The sequence below is a fragment of the Pseudomonas sp. RIT-562 genome, assembly GCF_026241895.1.
In the GTDB taxonomy this organism is placed as follows: Bacteria; Pseudomonadota; Gammaproteobacteria; order Pseudomonadales; family Pseudomonadaceae; genus Aquipseudomonas; species Aquipseudomonas mandelii_F.
The window spans coordinates 239,611-262,399 of the sequence record NZ_JAPJIV010000004.1 but is presented as its reverse complement, the minus strand read 5'-3'; the positions used below and the strand labels follow the sequence as shown (position 1 = coordinate 262,399).

At 59.7% G+C, this 22,789-nt stretch carries 22 protein-coding genes and 1 pseudogene; 5 read left to right on the top strand and 18 right to left on the bottom strand.

The genetic code is table 11. The annotated features are described in order from the left end of the window. Positions 1-25: 25 nt before the first annotated feature. The 3 genes from ORL50_RS08195 to ORL50_RS08185 are packed head-to-tail and all read left to right on the top strand — an operon-like array spanning position 26 to position 3,181. Positions 26-259, top strand: a complete 234-nt coding sequence (locus tag ORL50_RS08195; RefSeq protein WP_266012077.1) for a PP0621 family protein — start codon at positions 26-28, stop codon at positions 257-259. Further along, positions 249-1,838 (top strand): ATP-binding protein, encoded by a 1,590-nt coding sequence (locus ORL50_RS08190; protein WP_266012075.1) that lies wholly within the window; start codon positions 249-251, stop codon positions 1,836-1,838. Before ORL50_RS08195 ends, ORL50_RS08190 begins: the two co-directional genes overlap by 11 nt. A gap of 2 nt (positions 1,839-1,840) precedes the next feature. Further along, positions 1,841-3,181, top strand: a complete 1,341-nt coding sequence (locus tag ORL50_RS08185) for a sigma-54-dependent transcriptional regulator (RefSeq protein ID WP_266012073.1) — start codon at positions 1,841-1,843, stop codon at positions 3,179-3,181. 2 nt (positions 3,182-3,183) lie between these two features. Here ORL50_RS08185 and thiO read toward each other — a convergent pair whose 3' ends face one another. From thiO to ORL50_RS08150, 7 genes are read right to left on the bottom strand one after another with little or no spacing between them, the layout of a single operon-like run. Next, positions 3,184-4,284 carry a glycine oxidase ThiO gene (thiO, locus tag ORL50_RS08180; RefSeq protein ID WP_266012071.1) on the bottom strand — a complete coding sequence of 367 codons (1,101 nt, stop codon included), beginning with the start codon at positions 4,282-4,284 and terminating at the stop codon, positions 3,184-3,186. 54 nt (positions 4,285-4,338) lie between these two features. Further along, positions 4,339-4,746, bottom strand: a complete 408-nt coding sequence (locus ORL50_RS08175; RefSeq protein ID WP_266012069.1) for a type IV pilin protein — start codon at positions 4,744-4,746, stop codon at positions 4,339-4,341. 14 nt (positions 4,747-4,760) lie between these two features. Continuing rightward, positions 4,761-7,862, bottom strand: coding sequence for a pilus assembly protein (locus tag ORL50_RS08170; protein ID WP_266012067.1), 3,102 nt, complete (start codon positions 7,860-7,862; stop codon positions 4,761-4,763). Next, positions 7,849-8,331: a pilus assembly PilX family protein gene (locus ORL50_RS08165; RefSeq protein ID WP_266012065.1), complete on the bottom strand. Its 483-nt coding sequence runs from the start codon at positions 8,329-8,331 to the stop codon at positions 7,849-7,851. Before ORL50_RS08165 ends, ORL50_RS08170 begins: the two co-directional genes overlap by 14 nt. A gap of 11 nt (positions 8,332-8,342) precedes the next feature. Then, complete coding sequence (locus tag ORL50_RS08160) at positions 8,343-9,053, bottom strand: PilW family protein (RefSeq protein ID WP_266012063.1); 711 nt, start codon at positions 9,051-9,053, stop codon at positions 8,343-8,345. Then, complete coding sequence (pilV, locus tag ORL50_RS08155; RefSeq protein WP_266012061.1) at positions 9,050-9,496, bottom strand: type IV pilus modification protein PilV; 447 nt, start codon at positions 9,494-9,496, stop codon at positions 9,050-9,052. The genes ORL50_RS08160 and pilV overlap by 4 nt, the downstream gene beginning before the upstream one ends. Further along, positions 9,493-9,966: a GspH/FimT family pseudopilin gene (locus ORL50_RS08150; RefSeq protein ID WP_266012060.1), complete on the bottom strand. Its 474-nt coding sequence runs from the start codon at positions 9,964-9,966 to the stop codon at positions 9,493-9,495. Before ORL50_RS08150 ends, pilV begins: the two co-directional genes overlap by 4 nt. Positions 9,967-10,096: 130 nt before the next feature. Between ORL50_RS08150 and ORL50_RS08145 the strand changes: the two are divergent. Continuing rightward, positions 10,097-10,609 (top strand): annotated as a pseudogene (locus tag ORL50_RS08145) (GspH/FimT family pseudopilin); the annotation flags it as partial. A gap of 5 nt (positions 10,610-10,614) precedes the next feature. Here the strand turns inward: ORL50_RS08145 and ispH are convergent. The 6 genes from ispH to murJ all read right to left on the bottom strand — a co-directional run bounded on the left by ispH (position 10,615) and on the right by murJ (position 18,149). Beyond that, entirely contained in the window at positions 10,615-11,562 is a 948-nt protein-coding gene (ispH, locus tag ORL50_RS08140) for a 4-hydroxy-3-methylbut-2-enyl diphosphate reductase (RefSeq protein WP_266012058.1), read from the bottom strand. Positions 11,563-11,756: 194 nt separating this feature from the next. Next, positions 11,757-12,209, bottom strand: a complete 453-nt coding sequence (fkpB, locus tag ORL50_RS08135) for an FKBP-type peptidyl-prolyl cis-trans isomerase (RefSeq protein ID WP_416236012.1) — start codon at positions 12,207-12,209, stop codon at positions 11,757-11,759. Continuing rightward, positions 12,202-12,714, bottom strand: coding sequence for a signal peptidase II (gene lspA / locus ORL50_RS08130; protein ID WP_266012056.1), 513 nt, complete (start codon positions 12,712-12,714; stop codon positions 12,202-12,204). The genes fkpB and lspA overlap by 8 nt, the downstream gene beginning before the upstream one ends. Then, positions 12,707-15,538 (bottom strand): isoleucine--tRNA ligase, encoded by a 2,832-nt coding sequence (gene ileS, locus ORL50_RS08125; RefSeq protein WP_266012054.1) that lies wholly within the window; start codon positions 15,536-15,538, stop codon positions 12,707-12,709. The genes lspA and ileS overlap by 8 nt, the downstream gene beginning before the upstream one ends. Further along, positions 15,539-16,489, bottom strand: a complete 951-nt coding sequence (gene ribF, locus ORL50_RS08120; protein ID WP_266012052.1) for a bifunctional riboflavin kinase/FAD synthetase — start codon at positions 16,487-16,489, stop codon at positions 15,539-15,541. It lies immediately after the preceding gene. Between the two features lie 121 nt (positions 16,490-16,610). Then, the gene (gene murJ, locus ORL50_RS08115; protein WP_266012050.1) at positions 16,611-18,149 is read right to left on the bottom strand and encodes a murein biosynthesis integral membrane protein MurJ; all 1,539 of its coding nucleotides are present in this window, start codon (positions 18,147-18,149) and stop codon (positions 16,611-16,613) included. A gap of 252 nt (positions 18,150-18,401) precedes the next feature. Here murJ and rpsT point away from each other — a divergent pair, with 252 nt between their 5' ends. Further along, entirely contained in the window at positions 18,402-18,680 is a 279-nt protein-coding gene (gene rpsT, locus ORL50_RS08110) for a 30S ribosomal protein S20 (protein WP_008154937.1), read from the top strand. 182 nt (positions 18,681-18,862) lie between these two features. Here rpsT and ORL50_RS08105 read toward each other — a convergent pair whose 3' ends face one another. The 5 genes from ORL50_RS08105 to rplU all read right to left on the bottom strand — a co-directional run bounded on the left by ORL50_RS08105 (position 18,863) and on the right by rplU (position 22,619). Further along, positions 18,863-19,327: a CreA family protein gene (locus tag ORL50_RS08105; protein ID WP_266012044.1), complete on the bottom strand. Its 465-nt coding sequence runs from the start codon at positions 19,325-19,327 to the stop codon at positions 18,863-18,865. A 12-nt stretch (positions 19,328-19,339) separates the two neighbouring features. Further along, the gene (gene proB, locus ORL50_RS08100; RefSeq protein ID WP_266012560.1) at positions 19,340-20,458 is read right to left on the bottom strand and encodes a glutamate 5-kinase; all 1,119 of its coding nucleotides are present in this window, start codon (positions 20,456-20,458) and stop codon (positions 19,340-19,342) included. Positions 20,459-20,595: 137 nt separating this feature from the next. Continuing rightward, the gene (cgtA, locus tag ORL50_RS08095; RefSeq protein ID WP_266012042.1) at positions 20,596-21,819 is read right to left on the bottom strand and encodes an Obg family GTPase CgtA; all 1,224 of its coding nucleotides are present in this window, start codon (positions 21,817-21,819) and stop codon (positions 20,596-20,598) included. A gap of 193 nt (positions 21,820-22,012) precedes the next feature. Further along, positions 22,013-22,270, bottom strand: coding sequence for a 50S ribosomal protein L27 (rpmA, locus tag ORL50_RS08090; RefSeq protein WP_003176049.1), 258 nt, complete (start codon positions 22,268-22,270; stop codon positions 22,013-22,015). A 34-nt stretch (positions 22,271-22,304) separates the two neighbouring features. Further along, positions 22,305-22,619 (bottom strand): 50S ribosomal protein L21, encoded by a 315-nt coding sequence (rplU, locus tag ORL50_RS08085; protein ID WP_003176051.1) that lies wholly within the window; start codon positions 22,617-22,619, stop codon positions 22,305-22,307. Positions 22,620-22,789 lie beyond the last annotated feature (170 nt).

Here is a 22,789-nt window from a genome sequence, read left to right as displayed (position 1 = left end):
ATCACTCGCCATAAAGCAGCTCACCATGCTTCGTTTATTGTTCTGGATCGCCCTGATTGCCGCCGCAGTATGGTTGTGGCGCAAGTTCAAGGGCCAGGCGGCTGCGCCCCGCTCGTCTGCCGAGCGGGAAGCGGCCCCGATGGTTCGCTGCGCTCATTGCGGCGTGCACCTGCCCCGTGATCGAGCCTTGAGCCTTCAGCAGCAATGGTATTGCAGCCAGGCTCACCTCGAGCAAGGCCCGGGCTCCAGTGACCGCTGAGACGACCCGTCCCGGCCACAAACAAGCCCAGCGCCTGCTGCGTCTCTATCATTTTTACCGCTTGAGCGTCGGCATCACCCTGGTGCTGCTGATTTCCAGCAACATGGACAGCGAGCTGCTGTCGCTGGCCAATGGCGAGCTGCTGCGCAGTGGCAGCTGGTTGTACCTGATACTCAACATCCTGCTGGTGGTGTTCCTGGAGAACACTCGGCGCCCTACCCAGTTGTTCACCCTGGCGCTGGTCGACGTGTTGCTGTTGTGTGGGCTGTTCTACGCGGGCGGTGGCGTTGCCAGTGCGATCGGCAACCTGCTGATCGTCTCGGTGGCCATTAGCAATACCCTGTTGCGCCGGCGCATTGGCCTGCTGATCGCCGCCATCGGTGCACTCGGCATTGTCGGTTCGGGCTTTCTCCTCAGCTTCAGCCACGCCATCAGCCCCAACGAATACCTGCAGGTTGGCACTCTGGGGGCGCTGTGTTTTGCCGCGGCGTTGCTGGTACAAGGACTGATCCGTCGCCTGGAAGTCAGTGAAACCCTGGCCGAGCAACGCGCCAGCGAAGTGATGGGCCTCGAAGCCCTCAACTCGCTGATCCTGCAACGCATGCGCACTGGCATCCTGGTGATCGACGATACTCGGCACATTCAACTGGCCAACCACAGCGCGCTGAACCTCCTGGGCCATGACTCGCTGGAAGGTCGCTCGCTCGACCGTGACTTTCCGTTGCTGGTCGAACGCCTGCAGCTATGGCTCAACAATCCGACATTGCGCCCCCAGAGCCTGAAAATCGACAGCAATGGGCTGGAGTTGCAACCCAGCTTCATTGCCCTGGAGCGCAGTCCGCAGCAGCAGACTCTGATCTTCCTCGAAGATCTGGCGCAAATCGCCCAACAGGCCCAGCAACTCAAACTTGTGGCTCTGGGGCGACTCACGGCCAGTATCTCCCATGAAATTCGCAATCCATTGGGCGCCATCAGTCATGCCGCGCAGCTATTACAGGAATCCGAGGAACTGAACGGCGCCGACCGACGTCTGACGCAGATCATTCAAGACCACTCCCAGCGGATGAACCGGGTCATTGAAAACGTCCTGCAATTGTCCCGCCGTCAGCAAACCGTGCCCCAGCGGCTCGACCTGAAGCCGTGGCTTGAACAGTTCGTCGCCGAAACCCGCGAGGCCGCGACGGCAAGTCAACAGCTGCATTTGAACATCGGACCGGGAGACTTCAAGACTTTGATGGACCCCAATCAGCTGACCCAGATTCTCGACAATCTGTTGCGTAACGCCTGGCGCCACAGCGCCCAGCTGCATGCCCAGGCGCAGGTCTGGCTGGAATTATTCCTCGACCCGCACAGCCAGCTGCCGACCCTGGAGGTCCGCGACAACGGCCCCGGCGTACCGGTGCAAGCCCAGGCTCATCTGTTCGAACCCTTCTTCACCACAAGCACTCAAGGCACTGGCCTGGGGCTTTATCTGTCCCGTGAGCTGTGCGAAAGCAACCAGGCGCGCCTAGACTTCAAACCACGCCAAGGCGGCGGCTGCTTTCGCATCACCTTTGCTCACGGACGGAAACAAAGTTGAACATGAGCCCACTGCAAAAAATTCTGATCGTCGACGATGAACCGGATATCCGCGAACTCCTGGAAATCACCCTGGGCAGGATGAAGCTCGACACCTTCAGTGCCCGCGACCTTGGTGAGGCCCAGGCCTTGCTCGCGCGGGAGACCTTCGACCTGTGCCTGACCGATATGCGTCTGCCGGACGGTACCGGCCTGGAACTCGTGCAATACATCCAGCAACGTTATCCACAGCTGCCGGTGGCCATGATTACGGCATACGGCAACCTTGATACGGCCATCAACGCCCTCAAGGCCGGCGCATTCGACTTCCTGACCAAACCGGTGGACCTGACCCGCCTGCGAGAACTGGTCGCCAGCGCACTGCGCCTGTCACCTGCCCCCGGCGCCACGACTTCGATCGACCGCCGGTTGCTCGGCGAGTCCCTGCCCATGCGCAACCTGCGCAAGCACATCGACAAACTGGCTCGCAGCCAGGCCCCGGTGTACATCAGCGGCGAGTCCGGCAGTGGCAAGGAACTGGTCGCCCGGCTGATCCACGAACAAGGGCCGCGCACCCACCAGCCATTCATTCCGGTGAACTGCGGGGCCATTCCGTCAGAGTTGATGGAGAGCGAGTTTTTCGGTCATCGCAAAGGCAGCTTCAGCGGCGCCATCGACGACAAGCCTGGACTGTTCCAGGCCGCCAATGGTGGCACGCTGTTTCTCGATGAAGTGGCTGACTTGCCACTGGCCATGCAGGTCAAGCTGCTGCGGGCGATTCAGGAAAAAGCCGTGCGCAGTGTCGGCGGGCAACAGGAAACCGTGGTGGATGTGCGCATTCTCTGCGCCACGCACAAGGACCTCGACGCCGAAGTCGCCGCTGAACGCTTTCGCCAGGATCTGTACTACCGCCTCAACGTAATCGAATTGCGCGTGCCGCCGCTGCGCGAACGCCGTGACGACATCGAATCCCTGGCGAGCCACATGCTCAAGCGCCTGGCCAGCAACAGCGGCCAGCCTGCAGCAAAACTCCACCCGCACGCCCTGGACGCTCTGAAGAACTACCGTTTTCCGGGCAACGTCAGGGAGCTGGAGAATGTCCTCGAACGCGCTCATACCTTATGTGAGAACCAGCAGATTGAAACCAGCGACCTGCGACTGCTTGAGGGCAACTGCACGGCTGATGGAGATGTGCCGGACCTGACGCAGATCGACAATCTGGAAGATTACCTGGAGAACGTGGAGCGAAAACTCATCCTCCAGGCCCTGGAAGAGACTCGCTGGAACCGCACGGCGGCGGCTCAGCGGCTGAATCTGTCGTTTCGATCAATGCGCTACAGGCTGAAGAAATTAGGGCTGGATTAGATTCACATTCGTCCAGCTGGCGCATATGGCGCAGGATCAATGATCGGCTCGCGCCCCAGCATCACATCCGCGAACAACTGGCACGACGCCGGCGCCAGCACCAGGCCGTTGCGGTAGTGCCCGCAGTTGAGCCACAGCCCCTCAACCCCGGGAACACGGCCAATATACGGAATGCCCTCCGGCGAACCTGGCCGCAAACCGGCCCAATGCCCGACCACTTGCGCCTCGGCCAGCGCCGGTATCAGCTCCACGGCGGAAGCCTTCAGGCTCTCCAGCGCCGATTCGGTGGGAGTCTTGTCGTACCCCTCGTGCTCCAGGGTACTGCCGATCAGAATGTGCCCATCGCGTCGGGGAATCGCATATCGACCCTTGGCCAGCACCATGCTCGGCAGAAAATCCACCGCGCACTTGTAGAGAATCATCTGGCCTTTCACCGGCTCCACCGGCAGTTCAAGCCCCAGGGTCTTGAGTAGATCGCCACTCCAGGCGCCTGCGGTCAGCACGACCTGGTCGCCCATGATGGCGCCTGCCGAAGTGCCAACTCCAACCACCTGCTCGCCTTCACGAATGAACTCGCGCACCTCGCACTGCTCATGAATTGTCACATTCGGCAGCGCCAGCAACGCAGCCTTCAGGGACTTCACCAGCCGCGGATTGCGCACGTTGGCCACATCGGCCATGTAGATCGCCCGGGAAAACCCCGGCCCCAGCACAGGCACTGCATCGTGCGCCGCCGAGAGATCCACGGCCCGTAGCGGGCGGTTTTCCCGTAGCGCCCAGGCCAGCGCTTGCGCCTCATCATCCAGGTCCAGCCAATACAGGCCGGTGGTATGCACTTCGGGGTCCACCCCGGTGGCAGCGAACAGGCGCTCGCCAAGTTGCGGATAAAAATCCTGTGACCAGTGCGCCAGGGCCGTGACCGCCGGGCTGTAGCGCCACGGGTACAGTGGCGAAACAATACCGCCGCCAGCCCAGGACGATTCCTGGCCGACGTACGATCGATCCAGCAGTACGACACTTTGCACTTCAGAGGCGAGATTGAAGGCCGTCAGCAAGCCAATCACTCCACCGCCGACGATCACCACTTGCTGTTGCCTGCTCATGTTCTGATCCAACCATTAAATAGACAGGGGCACAAAACGCGCCCGAAAAATAACTCAGCGCCCCCAGCAATCCTTGGTGGTCAGCCCGGCTGCGGCATTTTCCATGCCTCTGGCTCCGGTGTTGGTAATCGTGAAGTTGCCGCACTTGTCAGTGGCCATCGCCGAACCGACTTTACGCGTGGCCGTCACCTTGTAGGTCTGATCAGTCAGGGTCGACTCGATGGTGTAATAGTCGTTACCGGCGCTCAGGCCAGTCGCGCCGGTGTACACGCTGGTTTTCGAGTTGGAATAGAACCGCTCGAGTATCTGCGCCTGCTCGGAAAGCAAACCTGCCACTTCAGCCCGGCGGCCCTTCTTCACGTATTCGGTCAGGCTCGGGTAACCAATGGTGATGACGATCCCGATGATCGCAATCACGATCATGATCTCGATCAGGGTGAAACCTCGGTTCGATCTACGCATGCCTGCACTCTCGCTTACTGAATTTGTCGCCACATGATGCGTCGGCTGCCACCGCCGGCCTTTTCAACCAACGAGGTTGGCGTTCCGCTGGAGTCGTTCACGATCTTGCGGGCGCCGCCGTTGACGATGGCGTTGAGCACCGGCATCCCGCCAGTGAACACCACTCCGCTGGATATCGCGTCGGTGCCGTCGACCAGCCCGTCACCGTTGGTGTCGAGCACAGCATAATTGAGCATCTTACCGCTGAACGCATCCAGTTCGACCAGTTTGCCGGTACCAAAACTGGCGCAGGGGTCCGTGGTGTCGACGCTGGCCGTGGTAAAGACGATTCGCCCCAGCACCAGAGCCGCCTGGTTGATCACCCGCTCGCCGGTCAGGGCGCTGTTGTAGACCAGTGGCAGGTACCAGCCCTTCTCCGCCGGATAGGTGACTTCGTTCTGGCTGGTGGTGATGAATTGTCCGCCGGTGCCCGAGAACACGCTCTGCACCGATTGCAGCTGCAGATTGGCCGGAGTGATTTGCCCTGAACCACCGTCCGCGTCCCACACCGCGTAGAAGGCCTGCAGATCCTTATTGGTCTTGTCCGCGGTTTCGTTGAACTTGCCCGTGCCGACAAACACCATTTTGCCGCCCAGGCTATTGTCGGCCAGCAATGGCTGGGCAGTGATGGGCTGCAAGGTGCCGCCGGCGGTGGTAGCAGTAAACAAAGGTTTGCCGCCAAACGCCACGCCCCACGCATCGCTGCTGGTACTGCTCAGGTCAAACTTCCACAGCCGTCCCTTCAGGTCACCGCCGTAGGCAGCCTGTACCACATTCTGCGAGTTGACCTTGAGCTTCACCGAAGACAGCCCGTTGTCGTTTCCGGCGCTGTCGGCGACGATTTTCCTGATCAGCGCGCCGTTGCTGAGGTCGATGACGTACAACGCCGCCACCCCCGAGTTGCTCCCGTACCCATTGGAAATAAACGCCGCCCAGCGACCATCGTCGAGGCGCGCCACTTCAGGTCGGGCGTAGGCAAATCCCAGGTCATTAAAAGCATTCGCAGGAGTCGGCGTGGCCGGCGCACTGATTTCCCAGGACGCCTTGGTCACATTGCCTGCCGTAGCGTCAAACAATTGCAGCCCGTAAAACGTCTTGCCCCCCGCCCCGGTCCCGCCGACGGCCATGGTTTTCCAGCCAGCGCCGATCTTGGCGTCAAACACGCCGACTTGGCCGTCTACCAGAAATTTGTGGCTGGTGCCGTTGATGTAGGTGGGATCGGCGATATAGCGCAGCGACGGCAAGACGCTGGAAGGCATGTAGGCGTAACGCCGGGTGCCATTGCTGGCGTTACTCGTGGGGCTGGCGTTGATCACGCTGACAAAGCCGTCGTTCCCGTTGACCACCAGGCTGGCAGTCATATTGGCAGCCTTGTTGGCCAGATAGGTGCTGTAGCTGTTATCGCCGGCCAGGTCGGAAGCCGTTTTCTCCGTGGGCGAGGCGAGCACCAGCGGCGAGTTGATGATATCGCCGAGCAAAGCGCTGCGTACCTTCAACCCGGTCTTGTTGGTGCCCTTGCTCCACTCCACCAGGTCTGTGCCCTTGATAGTAGAGGGCAACCCCTGGTTCAGGGTCGCCTGCTGCGCCGGCGAAAAGTTATTGAATGCCAGGGTCACTGCCGTGTTGTCCAGGGTATTCCAGGACTGGTAAGTCGGTGCGGTCGCGCCGGGAACGATGGTCTTGTCCGTGCTCCACAGCAGCGAAGCGGTATTGACCGCGCCCGTGGCGGTGAAGCCGAAGGATTTGATGGTGCCGCGCCAATCCTTGGGGTCGTAGCTGGTCTGGTAGTACGAAGAGCCGATCCCGACGACTGCGCTGCTGGTGGTCCCGCTGCCGCCGGAACCGGCCTTGGAGGTGATTTCGCTCAAGGCCGACGACAGCGCGGTGGTCAGGCCGGTGCTGTCGGTGGCGAGGTAATACTTGCCTTGGCCGTACTTTGCCGCGTCTTCCAGCATTTGGTTGGCCGTGGTGAAGCCCACGGTATAGGTGTTCATGTTCTGCTTGGGAAAGTCGGGCGAATCCCAGGCTTTCTTCGCCAGATCGACCCCGGTCGAACGCATGTCGATATCAAAGGCAAACTTGGCGATGTCATCGAGGAATAGCGAATCCCCCTCGTCATCCCCCCCGAGGGGGTTGTCGCCATCGTTATTGATACCGTCCCAGTTGGGCAGCCTTGGGCCGCCCTGGGCAGTGGCCTGTGGGTCGTCGGAGGGAAAGGTTCGGTCATACGTCGGCAAACCATCGGTGATTACCACGCCGTAGTTTTTCTGGCAGCGGTACTGGATCGGGCTGGTGTAGGTTCTGGAGGTGTTGTAATACGAAGCCAGGCCGCGCATGTAACGGGTGACTTCGTAGTAGGTTTCGGCCAAGGGCGTGTTGGCGACAGCTCTCAAGGCGTCGATTGAATCGGTCAGCGCGTCGAACTTGGCGCCCGTGGTCAGATCGTCGATAGGGATGGCAATGTAGCCGCCGTTACCCCGATTGTTGCTGGTCACTGCGTTGAACGTCGCGAGGCCGATGCGTAGCGTGCGGTTGGCGGTGACCAGCGAGGTCGATACGCTGCGCGCCACGCTGATCCGCGATTCGATGGGGATGGGCGAGCTGGACGTGGAAAAATCGCTCCTCTGACCGTTCGCCAGGCCAACGACGTAGGCGATGTAATTCGCCGAGTAGCGGGTATCACCGTTACCTGCCGGGTCTGGCAGTTTGATGCACAGAGGCGTAGCGCTGTTGTTGTAAAACGAGTTGTAGCCGTTCGAGCAGCCCGACGTGGCGAGGCTCGAGAGAAATATCGAATCTCCGGTGATCGCCGTCGAGCTGAAACACAGCCCCAGGAATGCGTTGCACTCACGGGCCGGTGTGCGGTTGATGTTGGGATCAAAGCCGGCGGCATAGATGATGTTGTTCATGCTCCCCGAGTTATCGATCAGCAACATCACGTTCGGCGCCACTGCCGCCGCGCTCAGCAGGGGTGAGTCAGAGGGCGTGAAGGCATAGGCCGGCGCTGCCAGGTACAGACTCAGCAACATGCCGCAGAGCATTTGCCGCCAACAGCCGCGGCGCTCAGTACTTGGCATAAATGCTCTCCACCACGCTGCGCACGTTGTTACCGGCCACGGCTACAGCCGTGACGCGGTACAGCGTTGCCGAGGTATTGCTCGGCACATTCACCGCATTCAATGAGGTACCGATGTTCTGCACTCCGTAGAAGCCACTGCCGGCAGCGACCCAGGTGACTCCCGAGGTCGAGTTGAACCCGGCGCCGGTAATGGAGGCGGATTCTGCGGGCGGTGCACATTGGGTGGTGCCACTGCACACCGGCAAGGTATAGGTGGACAGTTGCACCGCGTTTTCGCCCATGCGCAATGCCGCTTCGGCATTCTGGAACGACTGATTGCGTAAAGAGACGCTGGTGGCCATTTTTTCCTGCAGCGTCGCGCTCTGCATCGAGGACAGACCGATCAGCGTCAGCAACAGCAGGAACACCAGGCTGATCAACAGCGCCATGCCGCGCTGGGAACGCCGCACGGTAACGGGAATACTCATCGGCCCTCCTCTCATTGCAGGCGATTGCGCAATGCGGCAACCACGTTGAAGGTTTGATCACGCACGCGCTTGTTCGGGTCTGTGAGGGTCAACGTCAGCCGCACGCTGCGAATTCGCGCAGGGTCCGACGGGTTGCTGCTGTAGCTGGAAGCGGCAACCTCGGTAGCAGAGCTGGCGAGACCGAAACTGACGTTGAAGGCACTGACGTTGTCCACCAGCGCGGACTGGATCGGCGTACCGCCATGGACGCCCATCGTCAGCTGGCCGTTTTTCAGGCTGTAGATCAGTCGCCGGATCGGAAATGCAAGCTGGCCGGGCACAGGGGCTTTCACCTGGTTGTAAGCCGTCGCGCTGGTTCGGCAATCGGAAATCACTGTCCAGGTTGGTGTTCCGCCATTTGCGCCGACATCTGCCGTCACCAGCGTGAGCTTGAGGTTGGCGTTGTCCCAGCTGATGGGGGTGATCTGGCTGGCACTGAAGTCGGGCGCAGAACCGGCGTCGATGGTGCCCAGGCAGCCGAACATGCCAACCATGCGAATTTCCTGAATCATTTTGCCCAGCACAAAACGTGCGTCCTCCTGCATGTTCGACGCGCTGTTCTGGCTGACATAAGTATTTTTCGCCGCGATGAAAATCTGCGCCACGCCGAGGACGACTACCAGGCTCAACGCAAGGGCGATCAGCAGCTCGATCAGGCCAAAGCCTCTTTGGTGTCGACTCATGGCGCCGATACCGGGTCGACGGTGGCGCGACTGGTCAATACAAAGCTGCGGCGCATGTTGGTGTTGGCGGCGCGCGAGTCATCCCAGGTGATCGTGATGGTGTACACCCGCTGGTTCAAGGCAATGGTGCCAGTGGCAGTGGCGCCCAGAGAGCTGACGATGTTGCTGGTGAAGTCGAAGAGGTCCTGATCGCGGGCCACGTTGAGGTTGCCCGAAGTCGGGGGCGTGATCGTGTAGTCGGCGCCGGAGTTGGCGCGAATGCGGTCCATCATGTCGTAGGCGATGAAGCTCGCCTGGCTGGTCATCCGCGAGCTGTCGGTGTACTTCAGGGCATTGAGCTGAATCGCCGCAGCTCCCAACAGGCCCACAGTCAGAATCAACAATGCAACCAGCACCTCGATCAGCGTCATGCCCTCCTGGGCACGCTTGCTCCTTTGCCTCATCCGCAGTTTCCACCCAATTGAATACGTCCGTTCAAACACACATTCAGCGTTCGGCTCTGTGCCCCCAGCACATAGCTGATCGCCACTGCAGTGGCAGGTGTGGCAAGTCCGCCAAGGTTATTAAAACTGATGGCGGTCACTCCTGAGGGTAGCGTCAGATTTGCCCCGCTGCTCATGGCGGGAACAATCCGCAACACAACCGGCGGTTTGCTGGTGATGTCAGTGACGGTCAGTAAATCGCTCCAAGCCGCACCGACCTCCTTGGGCATAACCTGCGTGGTAATACTGCGGTCGATGGCTTCCAGTCGAGCGAAACTCAGGGCACGGCGCAAGTCGCCGATCTCGGTGTCCGCCCGGGTACTTTGCACCGAACTGGTGAATGCCGGAACGGCCAGGGTAATCAGGATCAAGAAAATCGCCAGTGCTACCAGCAACTCGATCAGCGTGAAACCTTTTGTACCACGATCCATCAGTGCCCTCCGTTGCCGTCGGCTATACCTGCTGTTACAAGCTAGAACATTCGGCCGGCAGATGTTCGGTTGTTTTGCCTTCACTCGCGCAGGGAATGCGCAAATGCTCACACTCCAGGGAAGGAATGACATGCATCAGCGAGGCTTCAGCCTGGTCGAGTTGCTTATGGGACTGGCGATTGCCGGGATTGTTCTGTCGTTGGTCAGCCCGGTATTCGCCGCGCTTACCGAAGCCACCTACCGCGAAGCAGCGGCGAAGTCGCTGGCGGTTGGTGTGCGCACCGCGAGAAACGAGGCCATCACGCGCGGTCAGACGACCATGATCCACGGCGTCAATGGCGACTGGAGCCAGGGCTGGCGAATCATCGTCGATGCCAGCGGCCAGGGCGATGAAGACAGCAGCAATCCGCTGCTGGTCGAACGCCAGAGCAGCGTCGGGACCACGATCGTCGGCAACACGCATGTCAAAAGCTCGATACGGTTCAACCACCTTGGTCAACCGGCGCATGGTGGCTTTCAAGGGGGGACGTTGCACGTGTGTGCGGCACGCGAGCCGGTGAGCCAGTACCAGGTGGTACTGGCGTCAAACGGTCGAGTCAGCCTGCGCAGTGACAAGACGCAGTACGCGCTCTGCGTCGGGGGAACGACTCAGAGGAGGGAGCGGACGCGTAATTCCTTGGGCATGGAGAACGTGACGTTCTCCTCACGACCGGCCAATTCGTCGGCACCGGTAGCGCCCCAGGCCTGCAACTGCTGGATCACACCACGCACCAGCACTTCAGGGGCGGAAGCGCCCGCAGTGATACCGATCCGCTGGACTCCGTCGAACCAGCTTTTTTGCAGGTCCTCGGCGCCATCGATCAAATAGGCCGGTGTCGCCATGCGCTCAGCCAGTTCTCGCAGGCGATTGGAGTTGGAGCTGTTCGGGCTGCCCACCACCAACACCACGTCGCACTCATCGGCCAGTTGCTTGACCGCATCCTGGCGGTTTTGCGTTGCGTAGCAGATGTCGTCCTTGCGCGGACCACCGATCGCCGGGAAACGCGCACGCAGGGCATCAATGACTCGACTGGTATCATCCATCGACAAAGTAGTCTGGGTAACGAACGCCAGCTTATCGGGATTGCGCACCTGCAGTTTGGCGACGTCTTCTTCGTCTTCCACCAGGTAGATCGCGCCACCGTTGCTGCCGTCATATTGGCCCATGGTGCCTTCGACTTCCGGGTGACCGGCGTGGCCAATGAGAATGCACTCACGGCCGTCGCGGCTGTAGCGCGCGACTTCGATGTGCACCTTGGTCACCAGCGGGCAAGTGGCGTCGAATACTTTCAGGCCACGGCCAGCAGCTTCGGTACGCACGGCCTGGGATACGCCGTGGGCACTGAAGATCACGATGACGTCGTCGGGCACCTGGTCGAGTTCTTCGACGAAGATCGCTCCGCGGGCTCGCAGGTCTTCAACCACGAATTTATTGTGGACAACTTCGTGGCGCACGTAGATCGGCGGCCCGAACACTTCCAGGGCGCGATTGACGATTTCGATCGCCCGGTCCACACCGGCGCAAAAGCCACGGGGGTTGGCGAGTTTGATTTGCATGCTGTGCCTCGTGTCTTGCGCGCGAAAAACAATGAATAACAAAAATTCTGGGAATAGCCAAACCTGTGGGAGCAAAGCTCCAAACCTGTGGGAGCAAAGCTTGCTCGCGATAGCGTCATGACATCCAACATCAATGTTGAATAAGCCCCCCCAATCGCGAGCAAGCTTTGCTCCCACAGGCAGGAAAAGTCCCGTTACAGCGATACGACGTTGATGATCTCGACATCAAAGGTCAAGGTCTTGCCCGACAGCGGGTGATTGAAATCGATGGTCACTTGCTCGTCATCGAACTCTTTTACCACGCCCGGCAATTCGGTATTGGCCGCATCGTTGAAGATCACCAGCAATCCCGGGGACAGGTCCATGTCCTGGAACTGCGAACGCGGGATGACCTGCACGTTCTGCGGGTTGGGCTGGCCAAACGCGTTTTCCGGTGCAATCGTCAGGGTGCGCTTGTCGCCAGCCTTGAAGCCGAACAGTGCCGCTTCAAAACCCGGCAACAAATTGCCATCGCCGACCTTGAAGGTCGCCGGAGCTTTGTCGAAGGTGCTGTCGACGGTGTCGCCGTTCTCCAGGCGCAGGGCGAAGTGCAAAGTGACTTCGGTGTTCTGGCGGATGCGTTGCTCAGCCAATACGTGCTCAGTCATGAACGGCTTCTCCGGTCTTTTTGCTTTTGAACATATCCAGCGCCAGCATCACAGCGCCCACAGTGATGGCACTGTCGGCGAAGTTGAACGCCGGGAAGTACCAGCGGTTTTGCCAGTGCACCAGGATGAAATCGATCACATGGCCATAGGCAATGCGGTCATACAGATTACCCACCGCGCCACCCAGCACCAGTGCCAGGGCGACGGCCAGCCAGGTCTCGTTGCGTCCCAGACGCTTGAGCCAGACCACCAGCACGGCACTGACCACGATAGCGATCAGGGCAAACAGCCAACGCTGCCAGCCGGAGCTGTCGGCCAGGAAGCTGAACGCGGCGCCGGTGTTGTAGGCCAAGGTCCAGCTGAAGTAGTCCGGAATAACCACGATCTGCTGGTACATGCTCAGGGAACCTTCGAAGTAGAACTTGCTGGCCTGGTCAATGACCAGGACCAGCAAGCTCAACCACAGCCAGCTCAGCCGTCCGAAACGGCCAACGCCATTAGGCATAGTGACGAACCTCGCCAGCGCCGCTGATGTTGTCAACGCAACGACCGCAGATTTCCGGATGCTCCGGGTTCACTCCAACGTCTTCGCGGCAGTGCCAGCAACGGGCGCACTTGGCGAAGGCCGATTTGACGATTTTCAGTTTCAGGCCGCTGACTTCGGTGACGACCGCGTCCGCAGGAGCCTGAACAAAAGGTGCCACGCTGGCGGTCGAGGTGATCAGCACGAAGCGCAGTTCGTTGCTCAGCTTGGCCAGGTCAGCGCTCAGCGCCTCTTCGGCGAACAGCGTCACTTCGGCCTGCAGGTTGCCACCGACGGCCTTGGCCGCACGCTGGATTTCCATTTCCTTGTTGACCGCGACCTTCACCGCCATGATCCGCTCCCAGTAGGCGCGGCCCAGTTCGACGTTTTCCGGCAGCTCGGTCAGGCCTTCGTACCAGGTGTTGAGCATCACCGACTCGTTACGCTCGCCCGGCAGGTATTCCCACAGTTCGTCGGCGGTGAACGCGAGGATCGGTGCGATCCAGCGCACCAGCGCTTCGGAGATGTGATACAGCGCGGTTTGCGCCGAACGACGCGCCTTGCTGTTGGCGCCAGTGGTGTACTGACGGTCCTTGATGATGTCGAGGTAGAAACCGCCCAGCTCCTGCACGCAGAAGTTATGGATCTTCGAGTAGACGTTCCAGAAGCGGTATTCGCCGTAGTGCTCTTGCAGCTCGCGTTGCAGCAGCAGCGTGCGGTCCACGGCCCAACGGTCCAGCGCGAGCATTTCTTCGGCCGGCAGGATGTCGGTGGCCGGGTTGAAGCCGGTCAGGTTGGAGAGCAGGAAGCGCGCGGTGTTTCGGATACGCCGGTAGGCGTCCGCACTGCGTTGCAGGATCTGCTCGGAAACCGCCATTTCACCCGAGTAATCGGTAGAAGCCACCCACAGGCGCATGATGTCGGCGCCCAGGGTGTCGTTGACCTTTTGCGGCGCGATCACGTTGCCCAGGGACTTGGACATCTTGCGGCCGGACTCGTCGACGGTGAAGCCGTGGGTCAGCAGCTCACGGTACGGCGCGTGGTTGTCGATGGCGCAACCGGTCAGCAGCGACGAGTGGAACCAGCCACGGTGTTGGTCCGAGCCTTCCAGGTACAGGTCAGCGCGTGGGCCGCTGTCGTGGCCCATCGGGTGCGAACCGCGCAGGACGTGCCAGTGCGTGGTGCCCGAATCGAACCAGACGTCCAGGGTGTCGCTGATCTTGTCGTACTGCGGCGCTTCGTCGCCGAGCAACTCGGCAGCGTCCATCTTGAACCAGGCTTCGATGCCTTCTACTTCGACGCGCTTGGCCACTTCTTCCATCAGTTCGGCGGTACGTGGGTGCAGCTCGCCGCTTTCCTTGTTCAGGAAGAACGGGATCGGCACGCCCCAGTTACGCTGACGGGAGATGCACCAGTCCGGACGGTTGGCGATCATCGAGTGCAGGCGCGCCTGGCCCCAGGCCGGAACGAACTGAGTCTCTTCGATGGCCTTGAGCGCGCGCTTGCGCAGGGTGTCGCCGCTGACAGGCTCTTTGTCCATGCCGATGAACCACTGCGCGGTGGCGCGGTAGATCAGCGGGGTCTTGTGCCGCCAGCAGTGCATGTAGCTGTGTTCGATGATGGTGGTGTGCAGCAGCGCACCGACTTCGGTCAGCTTGTCGACGATCGCCGGGTTGGCCTTCCAGATGAACTGGCCGCCGAAGAATTCCAGCGACGTGACGTAAACGCCGTTGCTCTGTACCGGGTTGAGAATGTCGTCGTTGACCATGCCGTATTTCTTGCAGGTCACGAAGTCGTCCACGCCGTAGGCCGGGGCGGAGTGAACCACACCAGTGCCAGCGCCCAGTTCAACGTAGTCGGCCAGGTACACCGGCGACAGGCGATCGTAGAACGGATGACGGAAGTTGATCAGTTCCAGTTCTTTACCGGTGGTGGTCGCGATGACCGAACCTTCCAGGCTGTAACGGGCCAGGCACGACTCGACCAGCTCTTCAGCCAGTACCAGCAGTTTGTCGCCGACATCGACCAGGGCGTAGTTGAATTCCGGGTGAACGTTCAGCGCCTGGTTGGCCGGGATGGTCCACGGGGTGGTGGTCCAGATCACGATCGAAGCCGGCTTGGCCAGCGACGCCAGACCGAAAGCAGTCGCCAATTTGGCTTCATCGGCAATCGGGAACGCCACGTCGATGGTCGAGGACTTCTTGTTCTCGTACTCGACTTCCGCTTCAGCCAGGGCCGAACCGCAGTCAAAGCACCAGTTCACAGGCTTCAAGCCCTTGAATACGAAACCGCCCTTGACGATTTCGGCCAAAGCGCGGATTTCACCGGCTTCGTTCTTGAAATCCATGGTCTTGTACGGGTTGGCGAAGTCGCCCAACACGCCCAGGCGGATGAATTCGGATTTCTGCCCTTCGATCTGCTCGGTGGCGTAGGCACGGCACAGTTCGCGGGTCTTGTCCGCGCCCAGGTTCTTGCCGTGGGTCACTTCGACTTTGTGCTCGATCGGCAGGCCATGGCAGTCCCAACCAGGAACATAAGGCGCGTCGAAGCCCGACAGGGTCTTCGAGCGAATGATCATGTCCTTGAGAATCTTGTTCAGTGCATGACCGATGTGAATCGTGCCGTTGGCGTACGGAGGACCGTCGTGAAGCACGAACTTCGGACGATCCTTGCCAATCTCGCGCAACTTACCGTACAGGCCAATACTGTCCCAGCGCTGCAGAATCTGCGGTTCGCGCTGTGGCAGGCCGGCCTTCATTGGGAAGGCGGTGTCCGGAAGGTTTAGCGTGGCTTTATAGTCGGTCATTTAAGGCTCTTCATTAGCGATTGGCGCTAGGTGCGACAGGGCACGGGCGGCGGCAACATCCGCATTGATTGCCGTCTTAAGCGCCTCCAGAGAGGCGAAACGCTGCTCTTCACGCAGCTTATGGTGGAAGACCACCGTCAAACGCCGGTCATACAGATCGCCGGCAAAATCTAAAAGATGAACTTCGAGATGGGCTTTGCCATCCCCCTGGACCGTGGGGCGCACGCCGATATTGGCGACGCCGGGCCAGGTCTTGCCATCGATATCGACATTGACCAGGTAGACCCCGGTCAACGGCACGCGACGACGCTTGAGTTGAATGTTGGCCGTGGGCGTGCCCAATTGGCGCGCCAGCTTCTGCCCATGCAGGACTCGCCCGGCGATCCGGAACGGCCGACCGAGCAGCCGTTCGGCCAAGGCGAAATCAGCGGCGGCCAGTGCGTTGCGAACCTGGGTGCTGCTGACGCGAATGCCTTCAAGCTCCACGGTTTGCGCCGCCTCCACGGTAAAACCGTGAACCAGCCCGGCCTTCTGCAGGAATTCGAAATCCCCTACCCGATCACAGCCAAAACGGAAGTCATCACCGACTTCCAGATGCTGCACGCCCAGCCCGTCCACCAGAATGGTATCGACGAACTCGCTGGCGCTGAGCTTGCTCAGGCGCTGGTTGAAGGCCAGGCACAGGACCCGGTCCACGCCTTCGTCGGCCAACAGCTGCAGTTTGTCGCGCAAGCGAGCCAAACGGGCTGGCGCCGTGTCCGGAGCGAAAAACTCCCGTGGCTGCGGCTCGAAAATCACTACGCAGCTGGGCACGCCCAACTCGAGCGCACGCTCACGCAGCCTCGCCAGGATTGCCTGGTGGCCACGGTGAACACCGTCAAAGTTGCCAATAGTGGCGACACAGCCCCGATGCTGGGGGCGCAGGTTGTGGAGGCCTCGAACCAGCTGCATAACGCGCTTCTTGCTCATAAAGTGGTCGATTATAACCACACCCGGCGGCCGACGACAGGCAACACCGTAACCAAAGTCATCGAGCCGACCAAAACACCGGCTCGCCCATGTCGTGGCGCCCTCAGCTGAGCGCCTTGCGGTTGAAGTCACGCAAACGGAAACCCATCAGCAGCAACATGCCGAAATAAGCAATGACACCGGCGGCGACCAGCGCTCCCAGGCGCAGGAAGCGCTCCAGCATGTGCCCCTCGCCCCAAGCCGGCATGAAATGCATGCCCGCCAGCAACACCGCCGACATGACCGTCACGGCCACCACCAGCTTCAGGCCGAATTTGCCCCAGCCAGGTTGCGGTTGATACATCTGCTGCTTGCGCAGCTGATAGAACAGCAAGCCGGCATTGATGCACGCACCGGCGCTGATGGCCAGGGCCAGGCCGGCGTGCGCCAGCGGCCCGATCAATACCAGGTTGAACAATTGCGTGATGATCAGGGTGAAAATTGCGATCTTTACCGGAGTACGGATGTTTTGCTGCGCATAAAAGCCCGGCGCCAGCACTTTGATCACGATAATGCCCATCAAGCCGACCGAGTAGGCAATCAAGGCGCGCTGGGTCATGGAGGCATCAAACGCCGTGAACTGGCCGTACTGGAACAGCGAAACGGTCAACGGCTCGGCGAGGATACCCAGCGCCAGGGAGCATGGCAGCACCAGTACGAAGCACAGGCGCAGGCCCCAGTCGAGAATCCGCGAATACTCCTGGCGGTCCTTGCTGGCGTAAGTCTTGGCCAGGGTTGGCAGCAGAATCGTGCCCAACGCCACGCCCAACACCCCGGAAGGCAATTCCATCAGGCGGTCGGCGTAGTACATCCAGGACACGGACCCCGCGACCAGGAACGAGGCGAAAATGGTGTTGATGATCAGCGAAATCTGGCTCACCGAGACCCCGAGAATCGCCGGCAACATCTGCTTCATGACCCGCCAGACGCCGGTGTCGCGCAGATTCAGGCGCGGCAGCACGAGCATGCCGATCTTTTTCAAATGCGGCAGCTGATACAGCAGCTGCGCCAGGCCACCGACCAATACAGCCCAGCCGAGCGCCATGACCGGCGGATCGAAATACGGCGTGAGGAACAGCGCAAAAATGATCATGCTGACATTCAGCAACGTCGGCACAAATGCCGGCACCGAGAAGCGGTTGTAGGTATTGAGGATCGCCCCGGCCAGCGAAGACAGGGAGATCAGCAGAATATAGGGGAACGTCACCCGCAACAGGCTGGAAGTGAGCTCGAATTTTTCCGGTGTGTCGGTGAAACCCGGGGCAGTCGCCCAGATAACCCAGGGCGCAGCGAGCATGCCCAAGGCAGTGACCAGCGCCAGCACCAGGGTCAGCAGGCCCGAGACGTAGGCAATGAACGTGCGAGTCGCCTCCTCGCCCTTCTGGCTTTTGTATTCGGCGAGAATCGGCACGAAAGCCTGGGAAAAAGCGCCCTCGGCGAAGATTCTGCGCAGCAGATTAGGCAGTTTGAACGCTATGAAGAAGGCGTCAGTGGCCATCCCGGCCCCGAATGTACGTGCGATCAGCGTGTCACGAACAAATCCCAAAACCCGGGAAAGCATGGTGATAGAGCTGACGGCGGCCAACGATTTGAGCAGATTCATTGAAAGAGTTTGTGCCTGTCGATAAACAGCAGGCGAACAAAGCGCCTACTTATGCGATACTCCGCGCCGCAGCAGCACAGAGCCAAAGCTCGCGAGTTTACAGGTCAAGCGCCGGAAATAAATATCCCGCCTCTTTATACCTACCACTTAGCGGAACGTTTCAACCGCCCTTGACAAGACATCAACTCATCGGCATGATTCGCGGCCTATTTTGTTTGCTATTTCCTAAAAAGTCTTTCGAGGAGCTCGACGGTGGCCAACACACCTTCCGCCAAAAAACGTGCAAAACAGGCTGAGAAGCGTCGCAGCCACAACGCCAGCCTGCGTTCCATGGTTCGTACCTACATCAAGAATGTAGTTAAAGCCATCGACGCAAAAGACGCTGAAAAAGCTCAAGCTGCTTACGTTCTGGCCGTGCCAGTTATCGACCGTATGGCCGATAAAGGCATCATCCACAAGAACAAGGCTGCTCGTCATAAGAGCCGCCTGAACGGTCACGTCAAGGCTCTGAACCTTGCTGTTGCCGCATAAGCGATAAGCTTGTTAAAAAACCGACCTCAGGGTCGGTTTTTTATTGCCTGGGATTTAACCAACACCACAAACAACTGTAGGAGTGAGCCTGCTCGCGATAGCTATCTAACATTCAACACTGATGTCGTCCGTTAAACGGCTATCGCGAGCAGGCTCACTCCTACAATTGTGATTCGATCAAATTATTGAGCGTGCGCCCACGGCAAAATCGGAATCGCCGTCACCGCATTCTGCGGGCTACCTTCAATCAAGCGATCGCTGTACACCAGATAAACCAGCGTATTGCGCTTCTTGTCGAGGAAGCGAACCACCTGCATGGTCTTGAACACCAGCGAAGTGCGCTCCTTGAACACTTCATCGCCATCCTTCAATTCACCCTTGAAGCTGATCGGCCCGACCTGCCGACAGGCAATCGACGCCTCGGCGCGATCTTCCGCCAGACCCAAACCACCCTTCACTCCGCCAGTCTTGGCCCGCGACAGGTAGCAGGTCACACCCTCGACCTTGGGATCATCAAACGCCTCGACGACGATACGGTCGTTCGGACCGACAATCTTGAACACCGTCGACACCTGGCCAATCTCCTCGGCCGAGGCCAGCAGCGGCAGTGCCAGCAGCAGCCCTAACAATCCTTTTGCCACACGCATTCGAATATTCCTTCAGACCAGAATCAGGTTATCGCGGTGGACCAGTTCCGGTTCCGCCATGTAACCCAATAGACCGACAATCGCCTCAGACGACTGACCTATGATTTTTTGAGCCTCCAGCGCGCTGTAGTTGGCCAGGCCGCGGGCGATCTCTCGACCATCCGGGGCTACGCACACCACCATCTCGCCACGCCGAAAGCTGCCCTGAACCAGCTTGACCCCGACCGGCAGCAAACTCTTGTTACCCTGGGACAGCGCCGTCACCGCGCCCGCATCCAGCACCAGCGTGCCACGGGTTTGCAGGTGCCCGGCCAGCCACTGCTTGCGCGCCGCCAGCATGCCGCGCTCGGGCGACAGCAGAGTGCCAATGCGCTCACCCGCCTTCAGCCGATCCAGCACACGCTCAATGCGCCCGCCGACGATGATGGTGTGCGCACCGGAGCGCGCCGCCAGCCGTGCAGCACGCAATTTGGTCTGCATGCCGCCACGCCCCAGGGCACCGCCAGTGCCGCCAGCAACCGCATCCAGCGCAGGGTCATCGGCACGCGCTTCGTAGATAAGGTTGGCGTCGGGATTGTTGCGCGGATCGGCGTCGAACATGCCGTCGCGGTCAGTCAGGATCACCAGCAAATCAGCCTCGACCAGATTGGCCACCAGCGCCGCCAGGGTGTCGTTGTCGCCGAAACGGATTTCATCGGTAACCACGGTGTCGTTTTCGTTGATCACCGGGATCACTTTCAGCTCGACCAGTGCACGCAAGGTACTGCGGGCGTTTAGGTAGCGCTTGCGGTCGGACAGGTCATCGTGGGTCAGGAGAATCTGCGCGGTATGCCGGCCATGCTCGGCAAAGCTCGACTCCCAGGCCTGCACCAGGCCCATCTGGCCGATGGCCGCAGCCGCCTGGAGCTCGTGCATGGCACTGGGTCGGACGTTCCAGCCCAAGCGACTCATCCCCGCTGCTACCGCCCCCGAGGACACCAGCACCAGCTCGACGCCAGCCTCATGCAACGCCACCATCTGCTCGACCCAGACCCCCATCGCCGCGCGATCCAGGCCCTTGCCGTCAGCCGTCAGCAAAGCGCTGCCGATCTTCACGACCCAACGCTGCGCACCTGTCACCTTGCTCCGCATCATCTTCAACCTTAGCTTGAGGGCAGCGCGACTTGGCACTGCCCATGACGTTAATCGTGGCTATGTGTCACCAACAATCGATTTCCAGATACTAAAACGCCGCTCGATTGAGCGGCGTTCAAGTTTATAGCAACAGATCAGTCACGCACGTAAATGATTTCCGGACCGTCTTCGTCATCCACGTCTTCTTCGTCCCAATCATCGTCACCGATATCATGGACCGACTTAACGCCGCTGCGACGCAGGGCACGCTGGTCATCCAGGGCCTGCAACTGAGCACGCGCCTCGTCTTCGATGCGCTGATCGAGCTCAGCCAGCTCTTCCTTGTACACCGGGTCGTTGGCCAGGCGGTCAGCACGATCTTCCATGTAACGCATGATGTCGTGACACAGGCGCTCGGTACCGAGCTTGGAGATAGCCGAAATCACGTAGACCGGACCGGTCCATTCCAGGCGATCAACGATCTCCTTGACGCGCTCTTCGTGCTCTTCTTCCAGGATCTGGTCGCACTTGTTCAGCACCAGCCAGCGATCGCGCTCAGCCAGGGACGGACTGAATTTGGTCAGCTCACTGACGATCACTTCAGCCGCATCCGGAGCGCTGGCGTCATCCAGCGGCGCCATGTCCACGAGATGCAACAGCAGACGGGTACGCGACAAGTGCTTGAGGAAGCGAATCCCCAGGCCTGCGCCGTCGGATGCGCCTTCGATCAGGCCCGGAATGTCCGCAACCACGAAGCTTTTCCAGCGATCGACACTGACCACACCCAGGTTCGGCACCAGCGTGGTGAACGGGTAGTCGGCGACTTTCGGCTTGGCGGCCGAAACCGAACGAATGAACGTACTTTTGCCAGCGTTCGGCAGACCCAGCAGGCCCACGTCAGCCAGTACCTTCATTTCCAGCTTGAGGTCACGCGCCTCACCCGGCTTACCCGGAGTGGTCTGGCGCGGAGCACGGTTGGTACTGGACTTGAATCGGGTATTACCCAGACCGTGCCAGCCACCATGAGCAACCAGCAGCTTCTGACCAGCCTTGGTCAGGTCACCGATGACTTCCTGGGTCGCCGAGTCGATGACCGTCGTGCCAACCGGAACGCGCAGGACCAACTCTTCACCCTTCTTGCCGGTGCAGTCGGTGCTGCCGCCGTTGGAGCCACGCTCGGCATCGAAATGACGGGTGTAACGGTAATCCACCAGGGTGTTGAGGTTTTCGTCGGCGAGCATGTAGACCGAGCCGCCATCACCGCCATCACCGCCGTTAGGGCCACCATTTTCAATGAATTTTTCGCGACGGAAGCTCATGCAACCGTTGCCGCCGTCACCGGCCTTTACTCGAATCGATACTTCATCAACAAACTTCATAACAAAACGCCTCTCGTCATACGGACGAGCCGAGAAAATCCAGACATAAGACTCTTGCAAAAATGAGCGCAGCGACCTCAATCAACGACCGCAAATCCAGCGCTGGAGCTCATTACAAACAGCTTTGCAAGAGACTCACCCCACAAACGAAAAAGCCCCGTCGCGAGACAGGGCTTTTCCAGCGATCGCGCAATTAAGCTGCGACAACGCTCACGTAACGGCGGTTGAACGCGCCCTTTACTTCAAACTTGATCACGCCTTCGATTTTCGCGAAGAGGGTGTGATCTTTGCCCATGCCAACACCGTAACCGGCGTGGAATTGGGTGCCGCGCTGACGCACGATGATGTTGCCCGGAATGATTTTCTGGCCGCCATACATCTTCACGCCAAGGCGTTTGGCTTCTGAGTCGCGACCGTTACGGGTACTACCACCAGCTTTTTTGTGTGCCATGAGTCAATTCTCCTAGTGAGGAATTAGGCTGAAATTAAGCCTGAATACCGGTGATTTTGATCTCGGTGTACCACTGGCGGTGGCCCATACGCTTCATGTGGTGCTTACGACGACGGAACTTGATGATACGGACTTTATCGTGACGACCTTGGGAGATCACTTCAGCCACAACGGTAGCGCCAGCAACAACTGGAGCGCCGATGTTCACGTCGTCGCCATTGGCAACCAACAGAACGCGATCAAAAGTAACGGATTCGCCGGTAGCGATTTCCAGTTTTTCGATCTTCAGGTATTCACCTGGAGCAACTTTGTACTGCTTGCCACCAGTAACGATTACTGCATAAGACATGGTATTTCTCCGATAATCCTGCTCACCCAGCTCTTTATAAGAAGAGGTATTGGCTGGCATGGCTGCATTGGGCTGGAAGGCCCGATTGCAATTGCGTAAGGCAGGTGCTGCCCAGGAAGTTCAGGGTGCGCGATTGTACGCAAGCTGCCGGGCTGATGCAAGGGGCCGTC